Here is a 21,742-nt window from a genome sequence, read left to right as displayed (position 1 = left end):
TTTGTCAGCACTCTATGCAGCATGGAGCAGCCCCGCGTGAGCACCACCCCAGCCGCCGTCCCGAAGTCCACCGACCCAGCCGCCGTCGTCGCCGGGCTGAAGAGGGCGATTGACCGAGGCGAACTGGTCCCCAACCAGCGGTTGGTGGAGGCGGACATCTGCGCCGAGTTCAACGCCAGCCGGGCCACCGTCCGGGCCGCACTGGCGGAACTGACGCTGGAGGGGCTGGTGGAGCGGATCCAGAACCGGGGCGCCCGGGTGCGGGCAGTCTCGGTGGAGGAAGCAGTGGAAATCACCGAAGTCCGGGCCGCGCTGGAGGCCATCTGCGCTGCGAAGGCGGCAGAGCATGTCACCGACGAGGACGTGCAGGAGCTGCAGGCCCTCGGCCGGACCATGAGCCAGGCCGTGGAAACCGGCGACCTGCTGAAGTATTCGGACTGCAACAAGACGCTGCACCGCCGGGTGATCGAACTGGGCGGGCACAACACGGCGGCGGCCCTGATCGCGCGGTTGCGCGGCCAGAGCGTGCGGTTCCAGTTCCGGCTGGCCATGCAGCCGGGGCGGCCCTCCGTCTCCCTGCCCGAGCACTTGGAGATTGTGGACGCCGTCTGCGCCAAGGATCCGGAGCGGGCCGCAGCAGCCATGGAGAAGCACCTGAAGAGCGTTGCCACTGCCATCATGCGGGCAGCCGAGGAGCCCGGCAGCTGACACACGCCGGTTCCCCTGCCACCCGCAATCGAACAACATGCCTGACTCAACGGGCATGGGACAAGATACGCCGGCCGCGGCCGGCGGGGAGAGGGGAATCATGAGTGCACAGAACCTGCAGCAGGTCCTGGATCAGGCCGGCAATACCGTCGAGCTGCTGCGGAATTCGCAGATCGGCGCCTACATCTATCCGGTGGTGGCGCCGGAGTTCACCAACTGGCGCAGCGAGGTCCGGGCCTGGCGGGATACCGCGGTGCTGTACGACCAGACGCACCACATGGACAACCTGTTCATCAAAGGCCCGGACGCACTGAAGCTGATCTCCGACACCGCGATTAACTCGGTGTCCAGTTTCCCGGTGAACAAGGCAAAGCAGTATGTGCCGACGACGCCGTCCGGGCACGTGATCGGCGACGGCATCCTGTTCCACGAAGCCGGGGACCAGTTCGTCTACGTGGGACGCTCACCGGCCGCCAACTGGCTGCTCTTCCACGGGCAGACCGGCGGGTACAACGTGGAGTTGGAGGTGGACCGCCGGTCTCCGTCGCGGCCGATGGGCAAGCCGGTGCAGCGCAAGTACTGGCGCTTCCAGATCCAGGGCCCGAACGCCTGGCAGATCATCGAAAAGATTAACGGCGGCACGGTGGAGCAGCTGAAGTTTTTCAGCATGGACCACATGCAGGTGGCCGGGGCGCAAGTGCGCACGCTGCGGCACGGCATGGCGGGGGCTCCGGGACTGGAACTGTGGGGACCGTACGAATCCTACGAGCGGGTCCGCGAGGCCATTCTGGACGCCGGGCAGGAGTTCGGCATGCTGGCCGTCGGTGCCCGGGCATATTCGTCCAACACGCTGGAATCCGGTTGGATCCCGTCGCCGTTGCCGGCCATCTACTCCGGTGAGGAACTGCGCCCCTACCGGGAATGGCTCGGCGCCGACAGCTACGAGGCAGTCAACGCGGTGGCCGGCAGCTTCGTTTCCGACAAGATCGAGGACTACTACCTGAACCCGTGGGAGCTGGGTTATGGCTCCTTCGTCAAGTTCGACCACGACTTCATCGGCCGCGAGGCGCTGGAGAAGATCGACCCGGCAGCGCAGCGGAAGAAGGTGACGCTGGCTTGGAACGCGGAGGACATGACCAAGATCTTCGCCTCGCTGTTCGACGTCGAAGGCACGCCGTACAAATACTTCGACCTGCCCAACGCCAACTACGGGTCCTCGAACTACGACGCGATCCTGGACGCCGGCGGCACGAATGTGGGCCTGTCCCTGTTCACCGGCTACAGCGCCAACGAGAAGCGGGCGCTGTCCCTGGCCACCGTCAACCCGGACGTGGAAATCGGCACCGAGGTGAAGGTGGTGTGGGGAGAGCCCGACGGCGGCACGCGCAAGACCACCGTGGAGCCGCACCAGCAGCTCGAGGTCCGCGCGGTAGTCAGCCCGGCACCGTACTCGGTCACCGCCCGCAACGAATACCGCGGCGGCTGGCGGACGGCCCAGGCCGTCTGACCGGACGCTCCCACAGCCGGCGCCACATTCCTTCACCGAGGGTTAGCGGTCCGACGAGGCGCTGGACTAGCGAGCGGACGGGCCGGTTCCCCTGCTGGGGGAGCCGGCCCGTCCAGTGATCGGACGGGCGGCCGGCGTCGCGGCGCCAGCCGTCCGCCGTCGTTGTTTTTAGTGGCCTGCGGCCGCGGCCGCTTCATCCAAATGTGCCACGGAGCGGGTGTCCTGGAACGCTCTGACGCCTTCGATGCCCTGCTCGCGGCCAAAGCCGGAATGCTTCATGCCGCCGAACGGTGCGCGCAGGTCCAACCGCGTGGCCCCGTGGTCGTTGACCCAGACGTAGCCGCAGACCAGCTTGGCTGCCACCGCGTTGGCCTTGTCCTTATCCGCGGTCCAGACCGAACCGCAAAGGCCGGCCCACGTGTCGTTCGCGGCCGCGATCGCTTCCTCTTCGGTGTCGAAGGGGATGATCGGGATGACCGGGCCGAACTGTTCCTGGGTGACCACGCGGAGGTCGGGCGCCGGGTCCACCACCAGCGCCGGCTTCAGGAAGTTGCCGCCCTGCAGCGCGGGGTCGGAGGGGAGTTCGCCGAACTCGCGCACATCTGCGCCGGCTGCCTTGGCCTCGGCGATGAGCTCTTCAACGAACGTCTTCTGCGCGGGCTGGTGCAGCGGCCCCATGGTGGTGCCGTCGTCCAGGCCGTAACCGATGACGGCCTTCTCCAGCCTTGCGGACAGTCCGGTCACCAGTTCCTCCATCCGCGAGCGGTGCACGTAGACCCGCTTGGCGTTCATGCAGATCTGCCCGGTGGTATCGAAGACCGCCGCATACAGCCGGTCCAGGTGCGTGTCGTCCAGAATGGCGTCGTCGAGGAAGACCGCCGGGTCGTTGCCGCCGAGCTCAAGCGTGACGCGGGTCAGGGACTTGGAGGCCATCTCCATCATCTTCTTGCCGCCGCCAACGCTGCCGGTGAAGCAGACCTTTGCCACGTCGTCGTTCTGAATCAGGCCGCCCATCTCGCTGTCATGGCCGGTGACGATGTTCAGCACGCCCGGCGGCAGCTTCTCCGCCACCCGCTGCACTACCCGGGTGATCGCCAGCGGCGTGGTGGGCGGTGGCTTCACGATGGCGGTGTTGCCTGCCAGCAGCGCGTGCGGCAGCGAGGCGCCGAGGATGGCGATGGGCCAGTTAAAGGGGACTATGATGGTCACCACGCCCAGCGGCTGGTAGGCCACCGAGGTAGTCACCGGAATGCCGGGCGCCGGTTCGAGGACCTTGCCCTGGTCCACTTGGTCGGCGAGGGAAAGGGCCAGCTGGAAGCGGATGTCGAAGACCAGGGCGTCCACCCAGGCCTCCATCCGGATCTTTCCGTTTTCCTGCGACAGGATGGCCGCGTCCTCGTCCCGCAGATCGGCGAGGCCTTCGATCGCTGCGGCGAGCTGGGCCGCGCGTTCTTTCGCGCCGAGGGCAGCCCAAGCCGGGAAGGCGGACTTCGCCGCGGCGACGGCGTCGGCCACATCCTGCTTGGATGCGGCAGCCGCGTATCCCACTACGGCGTCGGGCTTGCCCGGGTCCGCCACGGCGTAGGTCTCACCGTTATTGCGGACTTCACCCCCAATGTAGAGCCCCGTAGTGACCTGGGTGGTTTGGCCCGGTGTGCTTGCCAAATCAGTCATCTCACAACACCTCTCTGTGTTTGTCATCCGGTCCCATGCCGGAAGGAGGAGGGCGCCAGGCCGTGGCCAGTCCCGGCCGCCGAAGGAGAGCAGCTTGGCATCGGGTGGACAGGCCTTGATTCCCCTCCTTTCAGCTTTGCCTATCTGCGAAGGGAGTGCTAGGGGTAGCGCACCTTATTTTCAGTAGCCCCGGTACGGATTGTGGTCGGCATCCCCGCGGCGGCCATGGTCATAGCCTTCCTGCCAGGCTTGTTGCACGGAGGCCACCAGCCCGGCCAGCAGTTCGTAGGTGGGGTGGTCCGGCCCAACCCAAACCATTTCTTCTCCGGCCCGGTTGAGGATGTCGAGGATCTGGTTGCTCATGGTGGCCTTCCTGTGGGCTCTGGCCCCCGTTCGGGGTGACGCCGTCTCCGCTGTGGTAGCTATTCTTGGAGGATGAGTGCTCCAGCACAATCAACCGTGGAATTTGACGGTCGCTTCGCCCGCGAGCTTGCGGAGTTGGCCGTTCCATGGCGGGCGCAGCAGGTCCCTGACCCGCGGCTGCTGATTCTCAACGAACCGCTCGCCCACGAGCTGGGATTGGATCCGGCCGTCCTGCGCAGCCCTGACGGCCTGCTCCTGCTGACGGGCAACCTCATTCCGGCCGGCGCCACTCCGGTGGCACAGGCTTACGCCGGCCACCAATTCGGCTGGTATTCTCCCCGGCTGGGGGACGGGCGAGCCCTCCTGCTGGGTGAGATGACGGATGAGCGCGGCCGTCTGCGCGATCTGCACCTAAAGGGTTCCGGACCCACGCCCTTCGCCCGGAGCGGTGACGGCCAGGCCGCGATGGGCCCGATGCTCCGCGAGTATGTGATCAGCGAGGCGATGCATGCCTTGGGCATCCCCAGCACGCGCTCCCTCGCCGTCGTGACCACCGGGCTGCCGGTCTACCGCGAGACCCAGTTGCAGGGTGCAGTTCTTGCCCGGGTGGCCAGTAGCCATCTGCGGGTGGGCAGTTTCCAGTACGCGCGGGCCACGGGCGACAACGGTCTCCTGCGCCGACTCGCCGACCATGCCATTGCTCGCCACTACCCGGCCGCTGCCGACGCCGAGCACCCCTATCTGGCGCTGTTTCAGGCGGTGACGGCCGCCCAGGCCTCGCTGGTGGCGCAGTGGATGCTGGTGGGGTTCGTCCATGGGGTGATGAACACGGACAACATGACCATCTCCGGTGAATCCATCGACTACGGGCCCTGCGCCTTCATGGATGGCTTCGATTCCGCGTCGGTTTACAGCTCGATCGACGAGGGCGGCCGTTACGGGTACGCCAACCAGCCCCTCGCCGCCGAGTGGAACCTCGCCCGTTTTGCCGAGTCCCTCCTGCCACTTTTGCACGACGACCAGACGGAGGCTGCCGCATTGGCGTCAGAAGCACTCCGCGCCTTCAGGAGCGAGTACAGCGCAGTGTGGTCGAAGGGCGCGCGGGCCAAGATCGGCCTGCAGGGCGACGTCGATCCGACGGCGTCCTCAAGGCTCGTCAATGACGTGTTTGAACTGCTCCAAGAGGGCCATGTGGACCACACCTCGTTCTTCCGCAGCCTTGGCGCGGCTGCACGGGGCCACGCCGAAGCGGCGCGGCGCCTGTTTCCAAACTCGGACGGGTTCGATGAGTGGATGGCGCGTTGGCGACCCTTCGGGCCGGATGCCGAGCTGATGGACCGGGTCAATCCCGTCTACATTGCGCGCAACCACTTGGTCGAAGAGGTGCTCGTCTCCGCCGAGGAGGGCGACGTGACCCCGCTGAGCAGGCTCCTGAACGCGGTGACCAGCCCTTACGACGAGCGCCCCGGGCTGGAGCGCTATGCCGCCGCGCCGCCGGAAGACTTCGGCGCTTACCGGACTTTCTGCGGGACCTAAGGGCTTGCCCGCTGTCTCTTGCCGCGTGTGAAGAAACGCGCCGATCTCGCTTGCGCACAGTTTCCGGCCTCGGTGCGGGAGCGACTGGAATCCGCTGCTTTCATTCCTCCGGCAGTCGGAGGCTGTGTGGCTCACCCAGACTGGCTCGGTAGGATGGGCCGCAAGCAACAACTACCTCCGCCTTGGAAGGGTGATCCCTTGTTGAAAGCTATTAGCTACAACCTCCGGAAGCACAGTGCGAGCGCGGAACTCGAAGCTCTAACCGATCGCTACGAAGTAGACGTCATGTGCCTGCAAGAAGCGGACACAGAGAAGCTTCCGGACAAGCTGGGCCATCTGCAATTGGCCGATTCGACTAAGGGGAACAGGCTCGGCCTGGCTATCTATTACGACGAGAAAAGATTCTCCGCAGTAGAAACTAACACCTTCGAACTAAAAAAATCGTTGCACGACTACGTGCTGGCACCGGCCCACGAGCGGCTGCTCGGGGTCAAGATGGTAGACAACGAAAGCAAGCATGAAATCGTCGTTGGCGACTTCCATGCCGCCCCGCTCACGGCCACCAACTCCCTGCGCAGGCACCAGATCAAGGCAGGACACGAGGCCCTGCTGGGGATGGGCGGTCCGGGTCTGCAAATGACGTTGATGGTGGGAGATTTCAACTACCCCTTCTTCACTAAGAACCTGGTTGAGCACCTGAAGGAATCTGGCTACGACCTCACCCTGAGCAACCGCAGAACCTACACGCGCTACAAGCTCTTCCGCGGCCACTTCGATTTCGCCACGTCGTTGGGGCTGGATATCCAGAATGTGGAGACCTTGCCGCGCGGCCAGTCGGACCATCTGCCGATCCTGGTGACTGCCGAATACGTCGACGAGATCCGGACCGCGCGCGCCAGCTGACGGTGCACATTGGCGGAGCATCCTGCCGGCAGACCTGTCTAGCAGGGCAGCTTTGACGGCAGCTTCACAGGACTGGTGATGACTGAGCCTTTGTTGTCCTTGCCGCGATAGGCCCGGCATACCTTGAGGCCGCGGTCGGACAGTTTGGCTTTCATCTTGCCGATGGCATCCGGATTGAAGCCGTTCCATTGCATATGCATCAGAATGGTGCCGCTCTTGGTGGCTATCTTCACCACGCTGGAAACCACCTGCGCTTTTGTTTTGCCCGTGGTGTCATAGCTGCCCCTGGTCCAGAGCCACGGCTTCATGCCGACCTTCCGGTAGCCGCAGCGGACCGAATCGTCGATCCGGCCATAGGGCGGGCGGCCGTAATTGGTCACGACGCCGGGGGCACGCAGTTCGCGGGCCACAGCGGCGCAGCTAAGCGTCTTCATGTCCTTGCGGTGGTTGATGCTGTGGTTGATGACGTATTGGCCGTGCGAGCGGGCCAGCTTCGCCAGGTCGACGCCGTACTTCTTCTTGTACTTCTGCAGGCATCCGCCGGTGGGGGCGATGACTAGTCCAATGTTTTTCTTTTTGGCGTATTGAACCACCTTCTTGAAAGAGGTCAGGGTCTTCGGGCAGTCGTCATAGCTCAGCACCACACGGCTGGTGTGGTTGGGTCCCCGTGCCTCGCTTTGCGTCCAATGAATGGCGGCCTGGGCGCTGGGCACGAACCCGGCGGTGAGCAGACCCAAGACAGTGGCCAGGATGATCAGAATTCGGCTGGTACGCATGGCGCACCGTCCTTCCCCCAAACACCGTACGGCCGGAACTGAGGTTTGCCAGTTCGTGGGGCTCGCGCGGCTACGCGCCATTTTGGGGCAGATGCCCTGGAAAGGGCAAGAGGCCTGACCCAGGCCCGTCAGCTACTCCCGGCCCGGCGCCCGACCCACCGCAGCCATTTCGTCACCACAGGCAGCGGCAGACGGGTCTGCCGCGATTGTCCTTCGCCGCAGATTGGCGCCCACCAGGGTGCCAAGGATCAGCAGGGCGCCGGTGGTCTGGCCCGGGGAGAGCTGTTGGTGCAGGACCAACCAGCCGGCGGATGTCGCGACCACTGGGCTCAATAGCCCCAGCAGCGAGGCGCTGAACGCGGGCAGCAGCTGCAGCCCGCGGAACCATAATGCGTAGGCCAGGGCCGTGCCCACCAGGGACAGGTACAGGTATCCGGCCACGTTCGGCCCGGTCAGCTGTGCAGGCAGCGGGCCCTCGGCGAACAGGGCCAAGGGGACCAGTAGTAGACCGCCGGCCGTCAATTGCCACGAGGTGACGGCCAGGGACGTAGCCGGCTGGCCCCACTTTTTGGTTAATACCAGCCCTGCGGCCATCGAGGCCGTTCCGCCCAAGGCCGCCGTCACGCCCACGGCGTCGAGCCTGGCTTGGGACTGGAGTACCAGCAGTGCCACGCCGGCCAAGCCTGAGGCTGCAGCAACAATCTTGGCCGCCGTCAGCCGTTCGCCGATCCAGCGCGAGGCCAGGACCGCCACCAGCAGAGGCTGGACGGCGCCGATGGTCGCGGCCACACCACCGGGAAGCCGGTGGGCCGCGATGAAGAGCAGTGCGAAAAACACGCCGATGTTCAGCGCGCCGAGGAGGGCTGCTTTTCACCACCAGTCGCCGCGGGGCAGCCGGCGGACCGCCAAGAGCAGGATGAGTCCGGCAGGCAGAGCCCGCACGGCAGCCGCCAGGAATGGCTTGTCCGGCGGCAGGAGCTCGGTGGTCACCGCATACGTGGTGCCCCACGTCAGCGGAGCGATGGCTGTCATTGTCAGAAGCACCCATTTATTGCTAAGCACTTAGCAAATATAGCTAAGTGCTTAGCAATAATCTAGGCTGGGCTGCATGGAAGATCAGGTAGTAAGGATCCTTGAGCAGTGGGCTGCGGAACGCCCCGATCTGGATGTCTCGCCGATGGCGGTGGTCGGCCGGATTTCCCGGGCAGCACGGAAGATCGACGGTGTCCTCGCCGCAACCTTCGCCCGCCATGATCTGGACCCGGCAAGTTTCGACGTGCTGGCCACACTGCGCCGGTCCGGCAAGCCGTACACGCTGAGTCCCCGCCAGCTGACCGAGAGCGCCATGGTCACTTCCGCGGCTATCGCGCAGCGTTTGAACAGGCTGGAAGAGAGGCAGTTGGTTGCCCGGGCTCAAAACCTCAACGACGGCAGGGGAAAACTGGTCACCCTTACGCCCGCTGGATTGGACCTGATCAACAAGGCGCTGCCGGACCATGTGGACACCGAACACGCACTGCTGGCCGGTTTGACCCAGAAGGAACGCGACCAACTGGCGGGATTGCTGGCCAAGCTGGAGCAAACAGCCACCGAGGCTTCTCGATAGCGTCATGGTCGATCTTCGGGTGGCTTTGGCGGTCCTTGCCGTGGCGCAGGGGTAGTGATGGCACCGCCCGTCTGGCAGTGTTGGAAGCAAGCCGGTCTGGATTATTCCAGCAGTCGAGCACGAAGGAGATGACGCCATGAACGATTCCGTTCCTGGGCACGATGTTCTTGACAGCACTAACCTCGACGACGGCGGTGCTCCCGCCGCCGCAGAGGGCGGCAGCACCGCCGTCGAGCCGGAGGCCGACCCGGAGCTGGATCCAGAGGTTGAACCGGAGGTCGAGCCCGAGGCCGAACCGCAGGTTCCGGAAATCACGTTCGACGAGCAGTTCTACCCGGCCCGCCCGCGCTCGCTTCGACCGACGGCCCGGCGCCGCCACTTCATGCCCGGCCGCCCGCCGTTCGACCCGGATGCACGCAACAGCGTCTACGTGGAGTGGTTGCGCAACCAGTCCATGTTGGGCGACGCCAAAGTGCTGGCCCGGCAGCTGTCAGGGCAGGCCAGCATGTGGCAGAACCCTTACGCCTATCCGGATCCGCGGGCCGCGGTGGAGAAGGCCTCGGTCTGGTTCACTGCCTACCCGCTGTCCCTGATCACCCGGCCCGGCCAGACGTTCCTGGCGGCACTGGGCGATTTGGACTTGTGGGAGGCGTTCCAACAGATCGGGATCAAGGCCATCCATATTGGCCCGGTGAAGCTGGCCGGCGGCCTCACCGGCTGGGACCACACTCCCAGCGTGGACGGTCATTTCGACCGGATCAGCATGGCGATCGACCCGCTGTTCGGCACCGAGGACGAGTTCCGGCGCATGTGCGAAGTCGCCACCGAGCACGGCGGCACCATCGTGGACGACATCGTGCCGGGCCACACCGGCAAGGGCGCGGACTTCCGGTTGGCGGAGATGAACTTCCGCGACTACCCGGGCATTTATCACATGATCGACATTCCCGAGTCGGACTGGGACCTGCTGCCCGAGGTGCCGGAAGGGGAGGACTCGGTCAATATCGACGTCACCACCGAGCGTGCCCTCCAGCGGGCCGGCTACATCATTGGCGAGCTGCAGCGCGTCATCTTCTATGAGCCGGGCGTGAAGGAAACCAACTGGAGCGCCACGCCGCCGGTCCTGGACACGCACGGGAAGCCGCACCGCTGGGTGTACCTGCACTATTTCAAGGCCGGCCAGCCCTCCATTAACTGGCTGGATCCCACGTTTTCCGGCATGCGGTTGGTGATGGGCGACGCGCTGCATTCCTTGGTGGATTTGGGCACCGGGGCGCTGCGATTGGACGCCAACGGGTTCCTGGGCGTGGAGAAAAGCGCCGAGGAAACGCCGGGCTGGTCGGAAGGGCATCCGCTCTCCGCTGCCGCCAACCAGATCATCGGCAGCATGGTCCGCAAGGTCGGCGCTTTCACGTTCCAGGAATTGAACCTCAGCATTGACGACATCAAGGCCACGTCGGAAACCGGTCCGGATTTGTCCTACGACTTCGTCACCCGTCCGGCCTACCACCATGCCTTGGTCACCGCGGACACGGAGTTCCTCCGGCTGACCCTGCGGCTGGCCATGGAGATCGGCATCGACCAGGCGTCGCTGGTGCACGCGCTGCAGAACCACGACGAGCTGACCTACGAACTGGTGCACTTCACCACCAAGCACAAGGACGACCTCTACGAGCTCGACGGCGAGGAGCTCACCGGCGCGGAGCTCGCGCACAAGGTGCAGCAGACGCTGCGGGACGGGATCACCGGCGAGGCCGCGCCCTACAACATGGTCTTCACCGCCAACGGCATCGCCTGCACTACCGCCAGCGTGATCACCGCGGTGCTTGGCATTACCGAGCTGGACTCCATCACGGAGGAACAGGCGGCTGAGGTCCGGAAGGTCCACCTGCTGCTGGCCATGTACAACGCCCTGCAGCCCGGTGTGTTTGCGCTCTCCGGCTGGGACCTTTGCGGGATCCTTCCGCTGGACCGCAGCAAGGTGGCCCGGCTGATGTCCCGCGGGGACACCCGCTGGATCAACCGCGGCGCGCACGACCTGATGGGCTTCGATCCGACGGCGCAGACGTCAACGGCCGGCATGCCGATGGCGCGGGCACTGTATGGCACGCTGCCCGAGCAGCTGGAAGATGAGTCGTCCTTTGCGCGGCAGTTGACGCGGATCCTGGCCGTCCGCGACGAGTACGGCATTGCCAAGAGCGCGCTCATCGATGTCCCCGACGTCTCCCACCGCGGCATGCTGGTGATGGTGCACCAGTTGGTCGACGGCGGACAGGAGGTCACGGTGCTGAACTTCTCCGGCCAGGAGGTGGCCGGCACCGTCCGCTCCGAAGCGCTGCAACTGGGGTCGGAAGTGACCGACGCGTTCAGCGGCGACGCCATCGGCACAGTGGACGACCTGCACAGTTTCTACCTGCAGCTGGGGCCCTACGAGGGGACGGCACTGCTCGTCAGCCCGCCGCCGGCTGCGGAGGACATCGACGACGGCGGTGCCTCCGAAGCGTTCGACGTCTCCGACGAGCAGGGGCCGGAAATTTATGACTGAGCGGCTCTGACGAAGGCTGATGCCACTACCAACGATTGACTGTACCGATAACGCCCGCAGGCAGGCGGGTCAGGGGCGTTATCGGTACAACCGATCAGAGGGGCTCATTCATCCAGTCGACGGGTGGGGCCAGTCGAGGGGTAGGGCTATTTATCGGTGTCCGGGTCGCCGATGTGACCGGGCGCGTTGACGGCCAGGACCCGTTCGACGAACGCACCATACTCCGCCATGTAGTGGCTCAGGAAGCCCTTTGTCGATTCGTCCTTGACCTCGCCGTCCTCCCCGTAGACCTCCGGCTTGAACGCGATATATACCTCCGGCGCGTTCAGTTGCGGAGCATCCAGGAAGCTTAGGACACCGCGCATGGAGGATTGCATCACCGCGGTGCCGATGCCGCCGGGAGAGGCGCCGACGATGCCGGTGGGCTTGCGGGCGAAGGAGTTGGTGCCCCACGGCCGGGAGCCCCAGTCGATGGCGTTCTTGAGGGCTCCCGGAATGGAGCGGTTGTACTCGGGGCTGACGAACAAGATGCCGTCGGAGGCTTCGATGGCATCCTTCAGCGCCCTGCCCTCGGGCGGATAGTTGTTGTCATAGTCCTGGCTGTACAGGGGCAAATCCCCGATAGGGATTTCGTTGAACTCCAGGCTGTCCGGAGCCAGCTTGATCAGAGCCTTCGCCAGTGTCCGGTTAATGGACGTGCTGGACAAGCTGCCGACAAAATAGCCGATCTGGTAAGTGGGCATGGGATTCTTCCTTCCCGGCGGCCGGCACAGGCCGGCCCGTTGCGGTGGATCCATTGGCCGCGGACGCCCCAGGAGGCGGGCCGACACCCGCAACGCTACTGCGATCGGGGAAGCCCGGTAACCCTGCCTGCCTGCAACACCGGGACGACGGCGGAGTTAGATTTCCCAGTCGCCCAAGCCACCGTCGCCGTCGCCAAAGAGGCCACCGGCGCCGTCGCCGAAGAAGCCACCGAAGCCTGCGTTGTCCGCAAAGCCCTCCCCGGCGGACGCAACGCTATCGCCGATCCCGTCCGCCGCGCCGGCGATTCCCTCCCCGATTCCGGAGAACCCGTCCAGCAGGGGACCTGCGATGGCCGAACCGACGAAGCCGGCGGCCACACCGGCGAGCAGCCCGGCGCCCAAACCGCCGGCGGCACCAGCGGCTCCAGCTGCCAGGCGGCCGCCGCCGCGTCCCGATCCGCTCCGGCCGAGGATCCGTTCCATGAAGCCCGGTTGGGCTACCTCGGCGCGGGTGGCGGTCCTGGCCAAAGTTTCCGGCCGGTCGGAGGCGGCCCGCTCCGAGGCAGGAAGCTGGCTGTTGAGATCGTCCCGGAGCATGGCGCGCTGCTGCGGGGTCAGGCGAGCGAAGGCTTCGGCATGGGCCCGCTCCATATCCTGCGGCGGCGCGGTCTGAAGCATGTATTTGTACTTGGCGATGGCTGCCTGGTCGGCGTCGTGTCCGGCGCTTGGGCGAGGCCTGCCGACATTCGGCTGCGGCGCCGATGGATACCGCTGACCTTCGTAACCGCCACGCCGGTCATCGCCGCCATAGTTGTATCCGCGGTCCTGTCGATATCCGTTTCCGGGCTGCTGGCCGTAGCCAATTCCGGAGTCCTGCGGCCGGTTCTGGCGCTGCTGACCGGTCCGTTGGGCGAGCTGCTCTTTGGCATACTGGACCGCCATGGTTTTGCCCTTTTGGACCAGCTTGTCGAACATTCCCACGTCGTGCTCCTCGCCTGCCCGGGGTCAAAGCCGGGACTCGTTGACTGACCATCTCTCGCCTTAACAACTGGCGGGCACCGGCGTCAGTTCCAGCGGGTCCGGATGCTGGAACGAACGGCACTCATTTAAGGGTGGAACATCCGGCCGCTTCAAAGGTAGACATCCAGCCGCGGTATCGGTCAAGAACACGACCGCCTACGACAAGGCCGACCGCATCACGAGCAGTACCGCGACCAACAACAGCTCCAACACCGTGCTCTCCAAGCGGGCCTACACCTACATCGTGGGGGCTACCGGAATAGACGGGGCACCCCGCAAGGCCATGACCAGCGAAACCGGGACCCCCACCACCTACACCTACGACAAAATGGCCGGCTCAACCAGGCAAGTCACCGGGGCCAGCACCGAATCGTGAACTTACGACGCCAACTCCAACCGGCTCACCTCAGCCAGGACGGGCACCGCCACTGTGCACTACGCCTACAACACCGCCGATCAGCTCTGCTGGACCGCCCCCACTGCAGGAAACTACGCACAGACCATCATCTCAACGGGTCCGACTTTCACCTTTGACTCCTGTTAGCTCCGGGCAGCAGTCCTATAGATCATCCGCGCGTCAAGCCGGACCGACCTCACCCGCTCCGGATCATCTGTTGACGGTGGTGCAAAACCTGTTGCCTTGTGTGGAGGAGCGTTGGCATATCCGGGTTGTTTCTGAGGGATTCCTGTGGGGTTGGCCCAAATAACGTTTTACCTAACGCCACCCGCTCCTCTGAAAGGGAAAACCATGACTACTGCAATCGCCTCTCCCTCCCGCCGCCGCGGCCGCATCCTGCTGTCCTTGGCCGGGCTCCTGGCCGCCGGTGCCGTGGCCGTCGGCTCGGGCGCTGACTTCGCCGCGAGTTCGGTCAACACGGACAACGCTTTCACTTCCGGCTCGTTGTCGCTTAGCAACAGCAAGGCCAACAGCGCCGTGTTCAACATGAGCAACCTGAAGCCCGGCGACAGCGTCACCGGCTCGGTGGCGATCACCAACTCCGGTACGCTGCCGGCTTCCTTCACGCTGAAGGAAACAGCCACCAGCACCTTCCCCAACGCCGACCTGTTGACCCTGAAGATTACCGACGCGAAGAACCCGAAGACCATCGTCTGGGCCGGCAACCTGGGCGCATTGGGCGAGACCGGCCTCGGCTCCTGGGCGGCAGGGGAAAAGCGCGAGTTCGTCTTCACCGTCACATTGTCGAAGAACGCCACCAACGCCGAGCAGGGCAAGACCGCCACAGCGCTCTACGCCTGGGGTGCAGTCCAGTCCGAAGGCCAGAACTACACGCAGCCGTAGCAACCACCCCTACCGGCGTGGCCCACGGTCAGGGCCGCGCCGGCAGCTCAGCATGAAAGGACCTGGCAATGGCACGCACGCAGCGCACTCTGCGCCAACGAGTGGTTGGCGGCTTCATCAACATGGCGGCGGTGTTGGGCATCGCTGCCGCAGCGGCCATCCTGGTGCCCGGGCTGCTGGGCATGGAACGCTATGTCATCACCGGCACGTCGATGTCAGGCACCTTTGAACGTGGTTCCCTGGCCTTTGAAGAGCCGGTCCCGGTAGACCAGCTGCGGGTCGGAGATGTCATCACCTACATGCCCCCGCCCGATTCGGGTCTGACCCGGCTGGTAACCCACCGGATCATCAGCATCGACGAGGGCGCCCACGGGCCGGTGTTCCGAACCAAGGGCGATGCGAACAGTTCGCAGGATCCGTGGGAGTTTCGGCTGGAGGAGCCCCTGCAGCCGCGGGTCGTGGCCACCGTGCCGTACGTCGGGCACGCCTTCATCGCCCTGGCCGATAAGAGCCAGCGGATGCTGATCATCGGCGTCCCGGCCGGCGCCCTGGCCACCTTCTTCCTGGTGGACCTTGTTCGCGGCCTCCGGCCCAAGGCCCCGGCCAAGCCCGTCGTGCAGGTTGGGCACCCGGCCTGAGCCGACCCGATTGAAGTAACAGTGCCGGATGGCGCCGCCCGGGCGGTGCCATCCGGCACTGTTACTTTCGCGTGGATCCTGCGTGGGAGAGCTGTGTACTTCGCCGTTCTAACGTTGAAACCATAGGTCGTCCCGTCGGGATGAACGCGCCAAGACTCAGGAGAAGGTCCAGGAAATGAAAGCCCGCACAGCATTGCTCGCCTTGCTGACAGCCTCTGTTGCTGTCGTCTGGGCCGGCATGCCGGGATTCTCCACCGCGGCCTTCACCGCGACCACCTCAAGCACCGCCCAAGTGACAGCAGCCGCAGACTGGACCCCGCCCGTTGTCGTGCTCGATGCTCCGGCTTCCGCACTAAGGGACGCGGTGACGCTGACCGCCGCCGCCACGGACGCCGAAACCGGGGTTAAGACTGTGCGGTTCGAGTTCCTGGCCCCGGGCGCCTCGTCCTGGGCCGAGGTCTGCACCGCCGCGCAGGCGCCCTATTCCTGTGCCTGGAACACCAAACCGCTGGCCGACGGCAGCTATGGACTGAGGGCGACGGCGACCGACAACGCCGGCTACTCCGCCACTTCCGAGGCTCTCCGAGCGACGCTGGCCAACAACCTGTTGGTCACCCTGGGCGAGACCATGGACGCGGTACGCGGGACACCCACACTCTCCGCCGCCGTCCACAACGCCGGCACCCTCGGCTATACACTGCGGATCGAGTACTCGGCAGCCGATGCGAACAGGTGGACCGGGATTTGCACCAATCTGAAGGCCCCGTTCAGCTGTAGCTGGAACACCGCCGCTCTGGACAACGACTTCTACGACCTGCGGGCTGTCGCGGTCGTGGGCGGCAGCACCTTCTACTCGGCCGTTGCCGAGGACGTGCTGGTGGACAACCAGGCACCGGCCGTCTCGATGACGGACCCGGGCTCGCCGCTTGCCGGTGTCCGCACCTTCCAGGCCAAGGCCTCGGACGCCCACTCCGGCATAGCGCAGACAGTGCTGCAGTACGCGGCCACCGGCTCGGGTAGCTACAAGGACCTCTGCACCGTGAGCACGGCCCCTTACTCCTGCCGCTTCGACACCAAGGCCCTGCCCGACGGCGGCTACGACTTCCGCGCCGTCGCCACCGATCTGGCGGGCAACAGCACGGTCTCCAGGTCGATCGACAACCGGATGGTGGACAACAACGCATCGGCCGTCTCGATGGAAAACCCGGGGGCCTACCTGACCGGCATGGTGACGCTTTCCGCCGCGGCCAGCTCCAAAGCCGGAGTCACCTCTGTCACCATTCAGCGGGCACCCAGCGGCACCTCGGCCTGGACCGATATTTGTGTGGACGTCACCTCGCCCTACGGGTGCAGCTGGAACAGCGCGAGCGTGGCCAACGGGCTCTACGACTTCCGCGCCGCCCTGCTCGACGGAACCGGGAAGACAACGATCTCCGAGGCGACAACCGGCCACCAGGTCGACAACACCCCTCTGCGCGGGTTCGACGTCCAGGCCGCCAACGGCGGATCCGTCGGCAAGCTGCAGCCGGGCGACTCCATCACCTTCACCTACAACCAGCAGGTCAACCTGTCCTCCATCACCCCCGGCTGGAGTGGTGCGGCCCAGACCGTCACCGTCGGCCTGCAGGACGGCGCCCTGCTCGGCCTCGGCGCCACCGGCGACACGCTCGACGTGCAGCGCTCCGGTGGCGCCGTCAACCTCGGCTCCGTGAACCTGAAGCAGAACTTCGTCAAGGCCAACAAGACCGCACAGTTCAACGCCACCATGAAGGCGGGAACGACGACGGTCAACGGCGTGCAGGCGACCACCGTCATCATCACCCTCGACAACACGGCCAGCGGCAGCAACAACCTGCGCACCATGTCTGCCGCGGCGAACATGGTCTGGACGCCGTCCGCGGCCGCCCTCGACCTCACGGGGAATCCGGCGTCGACGGCGCCGGTCACTGAAGGGGGCCCCCTTGACGTCGACTTCTAGGCCCAGGAACGCCGTGACCGGCGCCGCCGCCGCGGCGGGAGCGGTCCTGGCCCTGGTGCAGGGCGGCCAGGCGTTCGCCCACTTCGGCCGCACTGACCATATCGGGCTGGTACTGGTCTTTTGTGCCGTGGCCGGTTTGGCTGTAGCGGCACGGCTGTGGTGGACGGGCTGCTTCGAATCAAAGCTTTTCAGTGCCTTGCTGGCCCTGTTCGCCTTGGTTGGCCAGTTCATGCACGCCGCCATCGGCTGGCCGGGCGAGCCGGCGGCAGGCTGGACGGCCTATGGCATTCTCGTAGTCGTGCTGGCGCCTGGCGTGCTGGTCCTTCTGACTCTTGCCTTGATCCGCCCCGATAGGACCGCGGCTATAGTTGTTAAATGATTCACCAGATATTGGTGGTGGAGGACGACGACGGCATTGCGCTTCCGCTCCTTCGAACCCTTGAGCGCGAGGGCTATCACGTGGACCGCGTGTCCCACGGGCAGCCCGCCCTCGACCATGTCCGGGCCGGCGGCACCGATCTGGTTATCCTGGACCTTGGACTGCCGGACATCGACGGGTTGGAAGTGTGCCGCAGGCTGCGGGAAGACGGCTTCAGCGGCGGTGTCCTGATCCTGACCGCCCGCGGCGGAGAGCTGGACCGCGTCGTCGGCCTCGACGTCGGCGCGGACGACTACATGGCCAAACCGTTCGGACTCGCGGAGCTGCTGGCCAGGACGCGGGCGCTGCTGCGCCGCCACCGGAACGATGCACGCTCGTTGCCGGCGGAACCGACACGGGCCGGAATGGACGTCGACACCCAATCCCGGCGGGCCCAGGTGGCCGGCAGGGAACTGCCCCTGACCGCGAAGGAGTTCGACGTGCTGGCACTGCTGCACACTGCGCCCGGCACCGTCTTCACGCGGGAGACGCTGATGGATACGGTGTGGGACGAAAACTGGTTCGGCTCCACCAAGACCCTTGACGTCACCATCGGCCGCCTGCGCCAGAAGCTCGAAGAACACGGCGCATCGGCGAGGGTGACCACCGTGCGCGGTGTTGGCTTCCGGTTGGAACCGATTCAAACGGATGCGTGAACGCCTCGTAGCAGCATTCGTCTGCCTGGCCGTCGCGCTGGTCGCGCTCTACGCTATCCCTCGGTCCTACATCATCGCGGACGACGTCCGCGCCACGGAAATCCGAAAAATCGAACGTTCCGTTGACCTGCTTGAAGTGCTGCTGCCCGAACGCGCCCGCAACGAGGCGGTTACCGCGGATTTCCTGGCAGGGCTCATCAACCAGGCGGAACGGATTGAATATGTTCGGGCCGATGGAAGCGTCATTGCCGCCGGAGCCGAGCTAGTGCCTGATCCGGCCAATATTGTCTTCACCCGCGACCTCCCCGACGGCAGGACCGTGACCCTCTCGCGGTCCGCCGACTTTGTCGAGGCACGGGTAGCCGAGGAACTGGTCTCGCTCGTTATCTTGGGGCTGGGACTGCTGGTGGCGGCCGTAGCCGCCGGGCTTTTCGTGGCCACCACCATGTCCCGCCCGTTCCTGAAGCTCGCCGACGCGGCGCGCCGGCTGGGGGACGGCGACTTCGCTACCGATATTCCGCGCTTCCGGATCCCCGAGGCGAACGGCATCGGACAGGCGCTGCAAACCAGCTCCATCGCGCTGGAGGGCATGCTGCGGAGGGAACGTGAGTTTGCCACCAATGCCTCACACCAGCTGCGCACCCCCCTCACCGCCCTGCGCCTGGAGATCGAAGACCTCACACTGCGGAAGGACACCCCGCCGGAGCTGACCGCTGATCTGGGACGCGCCCTCCACGAAGTGGACCGCCTGAACGAAGCCGTCAACGATCTGCTGGACCTCGCCAGGAACCAGCGCACAGCCATTGGAACCCACATCGACCTGGTGTCGGTCACCGCCACGGCCATCGCGCGCTGGCGGGCCACCGCCGACGGGTTGGGCCGCCAGCTGAAGGCAGACTTGCCCGACACGCTCCCGGCCACGGTGCCCCAGGGGCCGGTGCAGCAGATCCTCGACGTCCTCATCGACAACGCGCTCAAGCACGGCACGGGCACAGTAACCCTACGGGCAGCCGACGCCGGCACCCATCTTGGCATCACGGTCACCGATGACGGGCAACGGCCCGAAGGTGAGATCTTCCACCGGCACATGACAGGTGGCACCGGCGAAGGAATCGGCCTGACCCTGGCCGGCGAACTGGCCGCATCCATCGCCTGCCACCTGGGACTGGACGCCACGCCGCGGACCAGCTTCACCCTGAAGCTTCCCAAGGCGGCCACCACCGTTGCCGCATGGTCTGGCACGACGACCGAGGTGCCACGCTCCTAAACAAGCCCCGCGGCCGGATCCCTGCTACGGGCTGCCGGCGCCCGGACCGCCGTGCTGCTGGCCCTAATTGTTCTGCTCGTGCGCCTGACGGTGAAACAGTCGGAGAAAAACACGCGTGAACAAAGCCGCCCGATTCACGAAGAGAGGCTGGTCATTGGCACTTGAATGGTCATGGCGCTGAATTGACCACTGAGGTGTGGACGGGACTTTGCTTATGATTCTTAGACATCGGAAAGCCCGTATTTGAGTCACGAATGCTTCGAAAAGGCGCGACATTGTGCCATGCTGGGTCCGTGTTGGATACCACGGAGTCGCCCCATATAGCCGGACGCCGCAAAAGCCGCAAACGGCTCATTGTTGCTTTGATGCTTTGTGTTGCACTTGTAGCCGGGGCCGTAGGTTGGGCACTCGCCACGGTTTTCTCTTCACCGGATAAAGTCTTAGAGGTGCAGCCGTTCACGACAGTTCAGGTCGTAAGTGGCGAGGTGGGTTCCAGCATCAATTTGAATACTGTAGCCGAGTGGACGCCCGTGCCGACAGGGATCAATCAAGCAGTCGGCATCGTCACTTCTGAGGATGTCGCCGCTGGGGACGAAGTTGATGCGGGTGCCGTGCTCTACACAGTGGACTTACGGCCTGTTTTGGTCGGAAAGGGAGAAGTTCCGGCGTTCCGGGCATTGTCGAGCGGAGCCACTGGCACGGATGTCAGCCAGCTGCAAAATCTGCTTCAGAGCCTCGGATTCTATGAAGGTCCCGTTGACGGCTCTTTTGGTCCCGGGGTCTATTGGGCTGTACATAAATGGCAGAAATCGCTGGGCCTTCTTCAGACAGGTGTTGTCGAATTGGGAGACGTGCTGTTCCTACCGGATTTGCCAATACGGGTGACACTGGATCCTGAGACGCTTAGTACAGGAGCGCAACTCGCTGGCGGTGAGCAGGTGGTTTCGACGCTACCTTCGTCCCCAAAATTTATGTTGCCGGTGACAGAGACGCAGGCCACGCTCATTCCTACTGCTGCGCGTGTGCTCATCACCAGCCCCAAAGGCACCGAATGGATCGGCTTCGCAGGAGAACGGACCACGGATGAGAACGGCGCGATTAAGGTGGTCTTGCAGGGACAGGACCGAACGACGATCTGTGCAGAAGCCTGCAGCGAGCTGCCGGTGACGGGACCATCGCTACTTCGCTCTGAGATCATCACAGTCGAGACTGTTCAAGGCCTCACAGTCCCGACCGCAGCGCTGCGTTCAAGGGCGAACGGTTCAACTGCCGTCGTAGACGAGGCCGGGGTAGAGCACCCGGTGGAGATACTTGCGAGTGCCCGAGGGATGTCTGTCATCGAGGGTGTAAAAGCTGGGCTCCAGGTGCGTGTGCCGGCGAATGAGGGCTGAGCCGTGCTCAAGGCCACGAACCTCAGCTTCGGCTACGGCAGTAGCGCGCTCTTTGAAGACTGGTCGGCCGAATTTGAGGCGGGAGAAATTGTAGCGATTACCGGCCGTTCGGGTTGTGGCAAGTCAACTTTGCTCTACCTACTCGGCCTAATGCTCCAACCGGCAGGGGGCAGTGTCAGTATAAAGGGGGAGGCGGTTCATGCTCTGAGCGACAGCCGGAGAGCGGAACTGCGCGCATGGTATTTCGGCTTCGTGTTCCAAGACTCAGCGCTTGACTCCACGCGTACTGTCCTTGACAACGTATTGGAAACAGCGCTCTACCGTTGGGACGAGCACAGAAAAGCGCGGTCAAGGGCAGAAGAGCTCCTAGAGCGCTTTGAGGTTCAGCTGCGTGCTACCGCTAAGCCAGGTCAGGTTTCGGGAGGGCAAGCGCAACGAATTGCACTTTGCCGGGCGCTGTTACACTCTCCGCCCGTCTTACTTGCCGATGAGCCGACAGGCAACTTGGATTCCATCTCAAGTTCTGTCGTCATGCAGGCCTTTAGGGATCATGCCGCCACGGGAGCGGCAGTCGTGATCGTGACCCATGACCCGTCCCTTGTGCGAAAATGTGACAGGCGGATTGAGCTATGAACTGGGTACGACGAATCGCCGTGATATTGCGTGAGGCAGCGGTAACCGCGTGGACTCAACCGATTTCCTCAATCGTCTCG

General features: G+C 64.7%; 22 protein-coding genes and 1 pseudogene. 15 read left to right on the top strand and 8 right to left on the bottom strand.

What is annotated here, in order from left to right:
* Positions 1–36: 36 nt before the first annotated feature.
* Together AC5RW2_RS25245 and ligM are read left to right on the top strand one after the other, a co-directional pair.
* Positions 37–708, top strand: a complete 672-nt coding sequence (locus AC5RW2_RS25245) for a GntR family transcriptional regulator (RefSeq protein ID WP_493963921.1) — start codon at positions 37–39, stop codon at positions 706–708.
* Between the two features lie 100 nt (positions 709–808).
* Positions 809–2,215, top strand: a complete 1,407-nt coding sequence (ligM, locus tag AC5RW2_RS25240) for a vanillate/3-O-methylgallate O-demethylase (RefSeq protein WP_493952067.1) — start codon at positions 809–811, stop codon at positions 2,213–2,215.
* A gap of 168 nt (positions 2,216–2,383) precedes the next feature.
* On the opposite strand, the gene AC5RW2_RS25235 is transcribed toward ligM, so the two are convergent.
* Positions 2,384–3,889 (bottom strand): aldehyde dehydrogenase family protein, encoded by a 1,506-nt coding sequence (locus AC5RW2_RS25235; RefSeq protein ID WP_493963920.1) that lies wholly within the window; start codon positions 3,887–3,889, stop codon positions 2,384–2,386.
* Positions 3,890–4,069: 180 nt separating this feature from the next.
* The gene (locus AC5RW2_RS25230; protein ID WP_493952065.1) at positions 4,070–4,252 is read right to left on the bottom strand and encodes a hypothetical protein; all 183 of its coding nucleotides are present in this window, start codon (positions 4,250–4,252) and stop codon (positions 4,070–4,072) included.
* A 72-nt stretch (positions 4,253–4,324) separates the two neighbouring features.
* Here AC5RW2_RS25230 and AC5RW2_RS25225 point away from each other — a divergent pair, with 72 nt between their 5' ends.
* Both AC5RW2_RS25225 and AC5RW2_RS25220 read left to right on the top strand, forming a co-directional pair.
* Positions 4,325–5,788, top strand: a complete 1,464-nt coding sequence (locus AC5RW2_RS25225; RefSeq protein ID WP_493963919.1) for a protein adenylyltransferase SelO — start codon at positions 4,325–4,327, stop codon at positions 5,786–5,788.
* Positions 5,789–5,989: 201 nt separating this feature from the next.
* Positions 5,990–6,691: an endonuclease/exonuclease/phosphatase family protein gene (locus tag AC5RW2_RS25220; protein ID WP_493952100.1), complete on the top strand. Its 702-nt coding sequence runs from the start codon at positions 5,990–5,992 to the stop codon at positions 6,689–6,691.
* Between the two features lie 38 nt (positions 6,692–6,729).
* On the opposite strand, the gene AC5RW2_RS25215 is transcribed toward AC5RW2_RS25220, so the two are convergent.
* From AC5RW2_RS25215 to AC5RW2_RS25200, 4 genes and pseudogenes are all read right to left on the bottom strand, one after another.
* Positions 6,730–7,467: a polysaccharide deacetylase family protein gene (locus AC5RW2_RS25215; protein ID WP_494074731.1), complete on the bottom strand. Its 738-nt coding sequence runs from the start codon at positions 7,465–7,467 to the stop codon at positions 6,730–6,732.
* Between the two features lie 132 nt (positions 7,468–7,599).
* Positions 7,600–8,139, bottom strand: a complete 540-nt coding sequence (locus AC5RW2_RS25210) for an EamA family transporter (RefSeq protein ID WP_493963950.1) — start codon at positions 8,137–8,139, stop codon at positions 7,600–7,602.
* A pseudogene (locus AC5RW2_RS25205) lies at positions 8,137–8,319 on the bottom strand (EamA family transporter); the annotation flags it as partial. The gene AC5RW2_RS25210 and the pseudogene AC5RW2_RS25205, both read right to left, overlap by 3 nt.
* An 18-nt stretch (positions 8,320–8,337) precedes the next feature.
* Positions 8,338–8,529 carry a hypothetical protein gene (locus AC5RW2_RS25200; RefSeq protein WP_493963917.1) on the bottom strand — a complete coding sequence of 64 codons (192 nt, stop codon included), beginning with the start codon at positions 8,527–8,529 and terminating at the stop codon, positions 8,338–8,340.
* A gap of 46 nt (positions 8,530–8,575) precedes the next feature.
* Between AC5RW2_RS25200 and AC5RW2_RS25195 the strand changes: the two genes are divergently transcribed.
* A complete protein-coding gene (locus tag AC5RW2_RS25195; protein ID WP_493963916.1) occupies positions 8,576–9,073 on the top strand; it encodes a MarR family winged helix-turn-helix transcriptional regulator in 498 nt (165 codons plus the stop codon).
* Positions 9,074–9,209: 136 nt separating this feature from the next.
* Entirely contained in the window at positions 9,210–11,618 is a 2,409-nt protein-coding gene (treS, locus tag AC5RW2_RS25190) for a maltose alpha-D-glucosyltransferase (RefSeq protein WP_493963915.1), read from the top strand.
* A 146-nt stretch (positions 11,619–11,764) separates the two neighbouring features.
* Here treS and AC5RW2_RS25185 read toward each other — a convergent pair whose 3' ends face one another.
* Together AC5RW2_RS25185 and AC5RW2_RS25180 are read right to left on the bottom strand one after the other, a co-directional pair.
* On the bottom strand, positions 11,765–12,361 hold the full coding sequence (locus AC5RW2_RS25185) for an NADPH-dependent FMN reductase (protein ID WP_493952059.1): 597 nt from the start codon (positions 12,359–12,361) through the stop codon (positions 11,765–11,767).
* Between the two features lie 156 nt (positions 12,362–12,517).
* Positions 12,518–13,336 carry a hypothetical protein gene (locus AC5RW2_RS25180; RefSeq protein ID WP_493963949.1) on the bottom strand — a complete coding sequence of 273 codons (819 nt, stop codon included), beginning with the start codon at positions 13,334–13,336 and terminating at the stop codon, positions 12,518–12,520.
* Between the two features lie 259 nt (positions 13,337–13,595).
* On the opposite strand from AC5RW2_RS25180, the gene AC5RW2_RS25175 reads away from it, so the two are divergent.
* The 9 genes from AC5RW2_RS25175 to AC5RW2_RS25135 all read left to right on the top strand — a co-directional run bounded on the left by AC5RW2_RS25175 (position 13,596) and on the right by AC5RW2_RS25135 (position 21,662).
* A complete protein-coding gene (locus AC5RW2_RS25175; protein ID WP_493952058.1) occupies positions 13,596–13,757 on the top strand; it encodes a hypothetical protein in 162 nt (53 codons plus the stop codon).
* Positions 13,758–14,129: 372 nt separating this feature from the next.
* Positions 14,130–14,681, top strand: a complete 552-nt coding sequence (locus AC5RW2_RS25170) for a TasA family protein (RefSeq protein ID WP_493952057.1) — start codon at positions 14,130–14,132, stop codon at positions 14,679–14,681.
* 68 nt (positions 14,682–14,749) lie between these two features.
* Positions 14,750–15,319: a signal peptidase I gene (locus AC5RW2_RS25165; protein ID WP_493952056.1), complete on the top strand. Its 570-nt coding sequence runs from the start codon at positions 14,750–14,752 to the stop codon at positions 15,317–15,319.
* 175 nt (positions 15,320–15,494) lie between these two features.
* Entirely contained in the window at positions 15,495–17,297 is a 1,803-nt protein-coding gene (locus AC5RW2_RS25160; protein ID WP_493963914.1) for an Ig-like domain-containing protein, read from the top strand.
* 13 nt (positions 17,298–17,310) lie between these two features.
* Entirely contained in the window at positions 17,311–17,676 is a 366-nt protein-coding gene (locus AC5RW2_RS25155; RefSeq protein ID WP_493952054.1) for a hypothetical protein, read from the top strand.
* Positions 17,673–18,371 carry a response regulator transcription factor gene (locus AC5RW2_RS25150; RefSeq protein WP_493963913.1) on the top strand — a complete coding sequence of 233 codons (699 nt, stop codon included), beginning with the start codon at positions 17,673–17,675 and terminating at the stop codon, positions 18,369–18,371. Before AC5RW2_RS25155 ends, AC5RW2_RS25150 begins: the two co-directional genes overlap by 4 nt.
* Positions 18,364–19,638: a sensor histidine kinase gene (locus AC5RW2_RS25145; protein ID WP_493952052.1), complete on the top strand. Its 1,275-nt coding sequence runs from the start codon at positions 18,364–18,366 to the stop codon at positions 19,636–19,638. The genes AC5RW2_RS25150 and AC5RW2_RS25145 overlap by 8 nt, the downstream gene beginning before the upstream one ends.
* Before the next feature lie 293 nt (positions 19,639–19,931).
* Positions 19,932–21,029: a peptidoglycan-binding domain-containing protein gene (locus tag AC5RW2_RS25140; RefSeq protein ID WP_493952051.1), complete on the top strand. Its 1,098-nt coding sequence runs from the start codon at positions 19,932–19,934 to the stop codon at positions 21,027–21,029.
* A 3-nt stretch (positions 21,030–21,032) separates the two neighbouring features.
* The gene (locus AC5RW2_RS25135; RefSeq protein ID WP_493952050.1) at positions 21,033–21,662 is read left to right on the top strand and encodes an ABC transporter ATP-binding protein; all 630 of its coding nucleotides are present in this window, start codon (positions 21,033–21,035) and stop codon (positions 21,660–21,662) included.
* Positions 21,663–21,742 lie beyond the last annotated feature (80 nt).

The organism is Arthrobacter sp. B0316-1-20 (genome assembly GCF_059091865.1).
This window is presented reverse-complemented; position numbering and strand designations above follow the sequence as displayed.

Excerpts from the sequence above, each read along its gene's own strand:
- AC5RW2_RS25195 (WP_493963916.1), top strand. The coding sequence starts at position 8,576 with ATGGAAGATCAGGTAGTAAGGATCCTTGAGCAGTGGGCTGCGGAACGC.
- AC5RW2_RS25230 (WP_493952065.1), bottom strand. The coding sequence starts at position 4,252 with ATGAGCAACCAGATCCTCGACATCCTCAACCGGGCCGGAGAAGAAATG.
- AC5RW2_RS25170 (WP_493952057.1), top strand. The coding sequence starts at position 14,130 with ATGACTACTGCAATCGCCTCTCCCTCCCGCCGCCGCGGCCGCATCCTG.
- AC5RW2_RS25235 (WP_493963920.1), bottom strand. The coding sequence starts at position 3,889 with ATGACTGATTTGGCAAGCACACCGGGCCAAACCACCCAGGTCACTACG.
- AC5RW2_RS25225 (WP_493963919.1), top strand. The coding sequence starts at position 4,325 with ATGAGTGCTCCAGCACAATCAACCGTGGAATTTGACGGTCGCTTCGCC.
- AC5RW2_RS25185 (WP_493952059.1), bottom strand. The coding sequence starts at position 12,361 with ATGCCCACTTACCAGATCGGCTATTTTGTCGGCAGCTTGTCCAGCACG.
- AC5RW2_RS25145 (WP_493952052.1), top strand. The coding sequence starts at position 18,364 with ATGCGTGAACGCCTCGTAGCAGCATTCGTCTGCCTGGCCGTCGCGCTG.
- treS (WP_493963915.1), top strand. The coding sequence starts at position 9,210 with ATGAACGATTCCGTTCCTGGGCACGATGTTCTTGACAGCACTAACCTC.
- AC5RW2_RS25160 (WP_493963914.1), top strand. The coding sequence starts at position 15,495 with ATGAAAGCCCGCACAGCATTGCTCGCCTTGCTGACAGCCTCTGTTGCT.
- AC5RW2_RS25165 (WP_493952056.1), top strand. The coding sequence starts at position 14,750 with ATGGCACGCACGCAGCGCACTCTGCGCCAACGAGTGGTTGGCGGCTTC.
- AC5RW2_RS25215 (WP_494074731.1), bottom strand. The coding sequence starts at position 7,467 with ATGCGTACCAGCCGAATTCTGATCATCCTGGCCACTGTCTTGGGTCTG.
- AC5RW2_RS25150 (WP_493963913.1), top strand. The coding sequence starts at position 17,673 with ATGATTCACCAGATATTGGTGGTGGAGGACGACGACGGCATTGCGCTT.
- ligM (WP_493952067.1), top strand. The coding sequence starts at position 809 with ATGAGTGCACAGAACCTGCAGCAGGTCCTGGATCAGGCCGGCAATACC.
- AC5RW2_RS25180 (WP_493963949.1), bottom strand. The coding sequence starts at position 13,336 with ATGTTCGACAAGCTGGTCCAAAAGGGCAAAACCATGGCGGTCCAGTAT.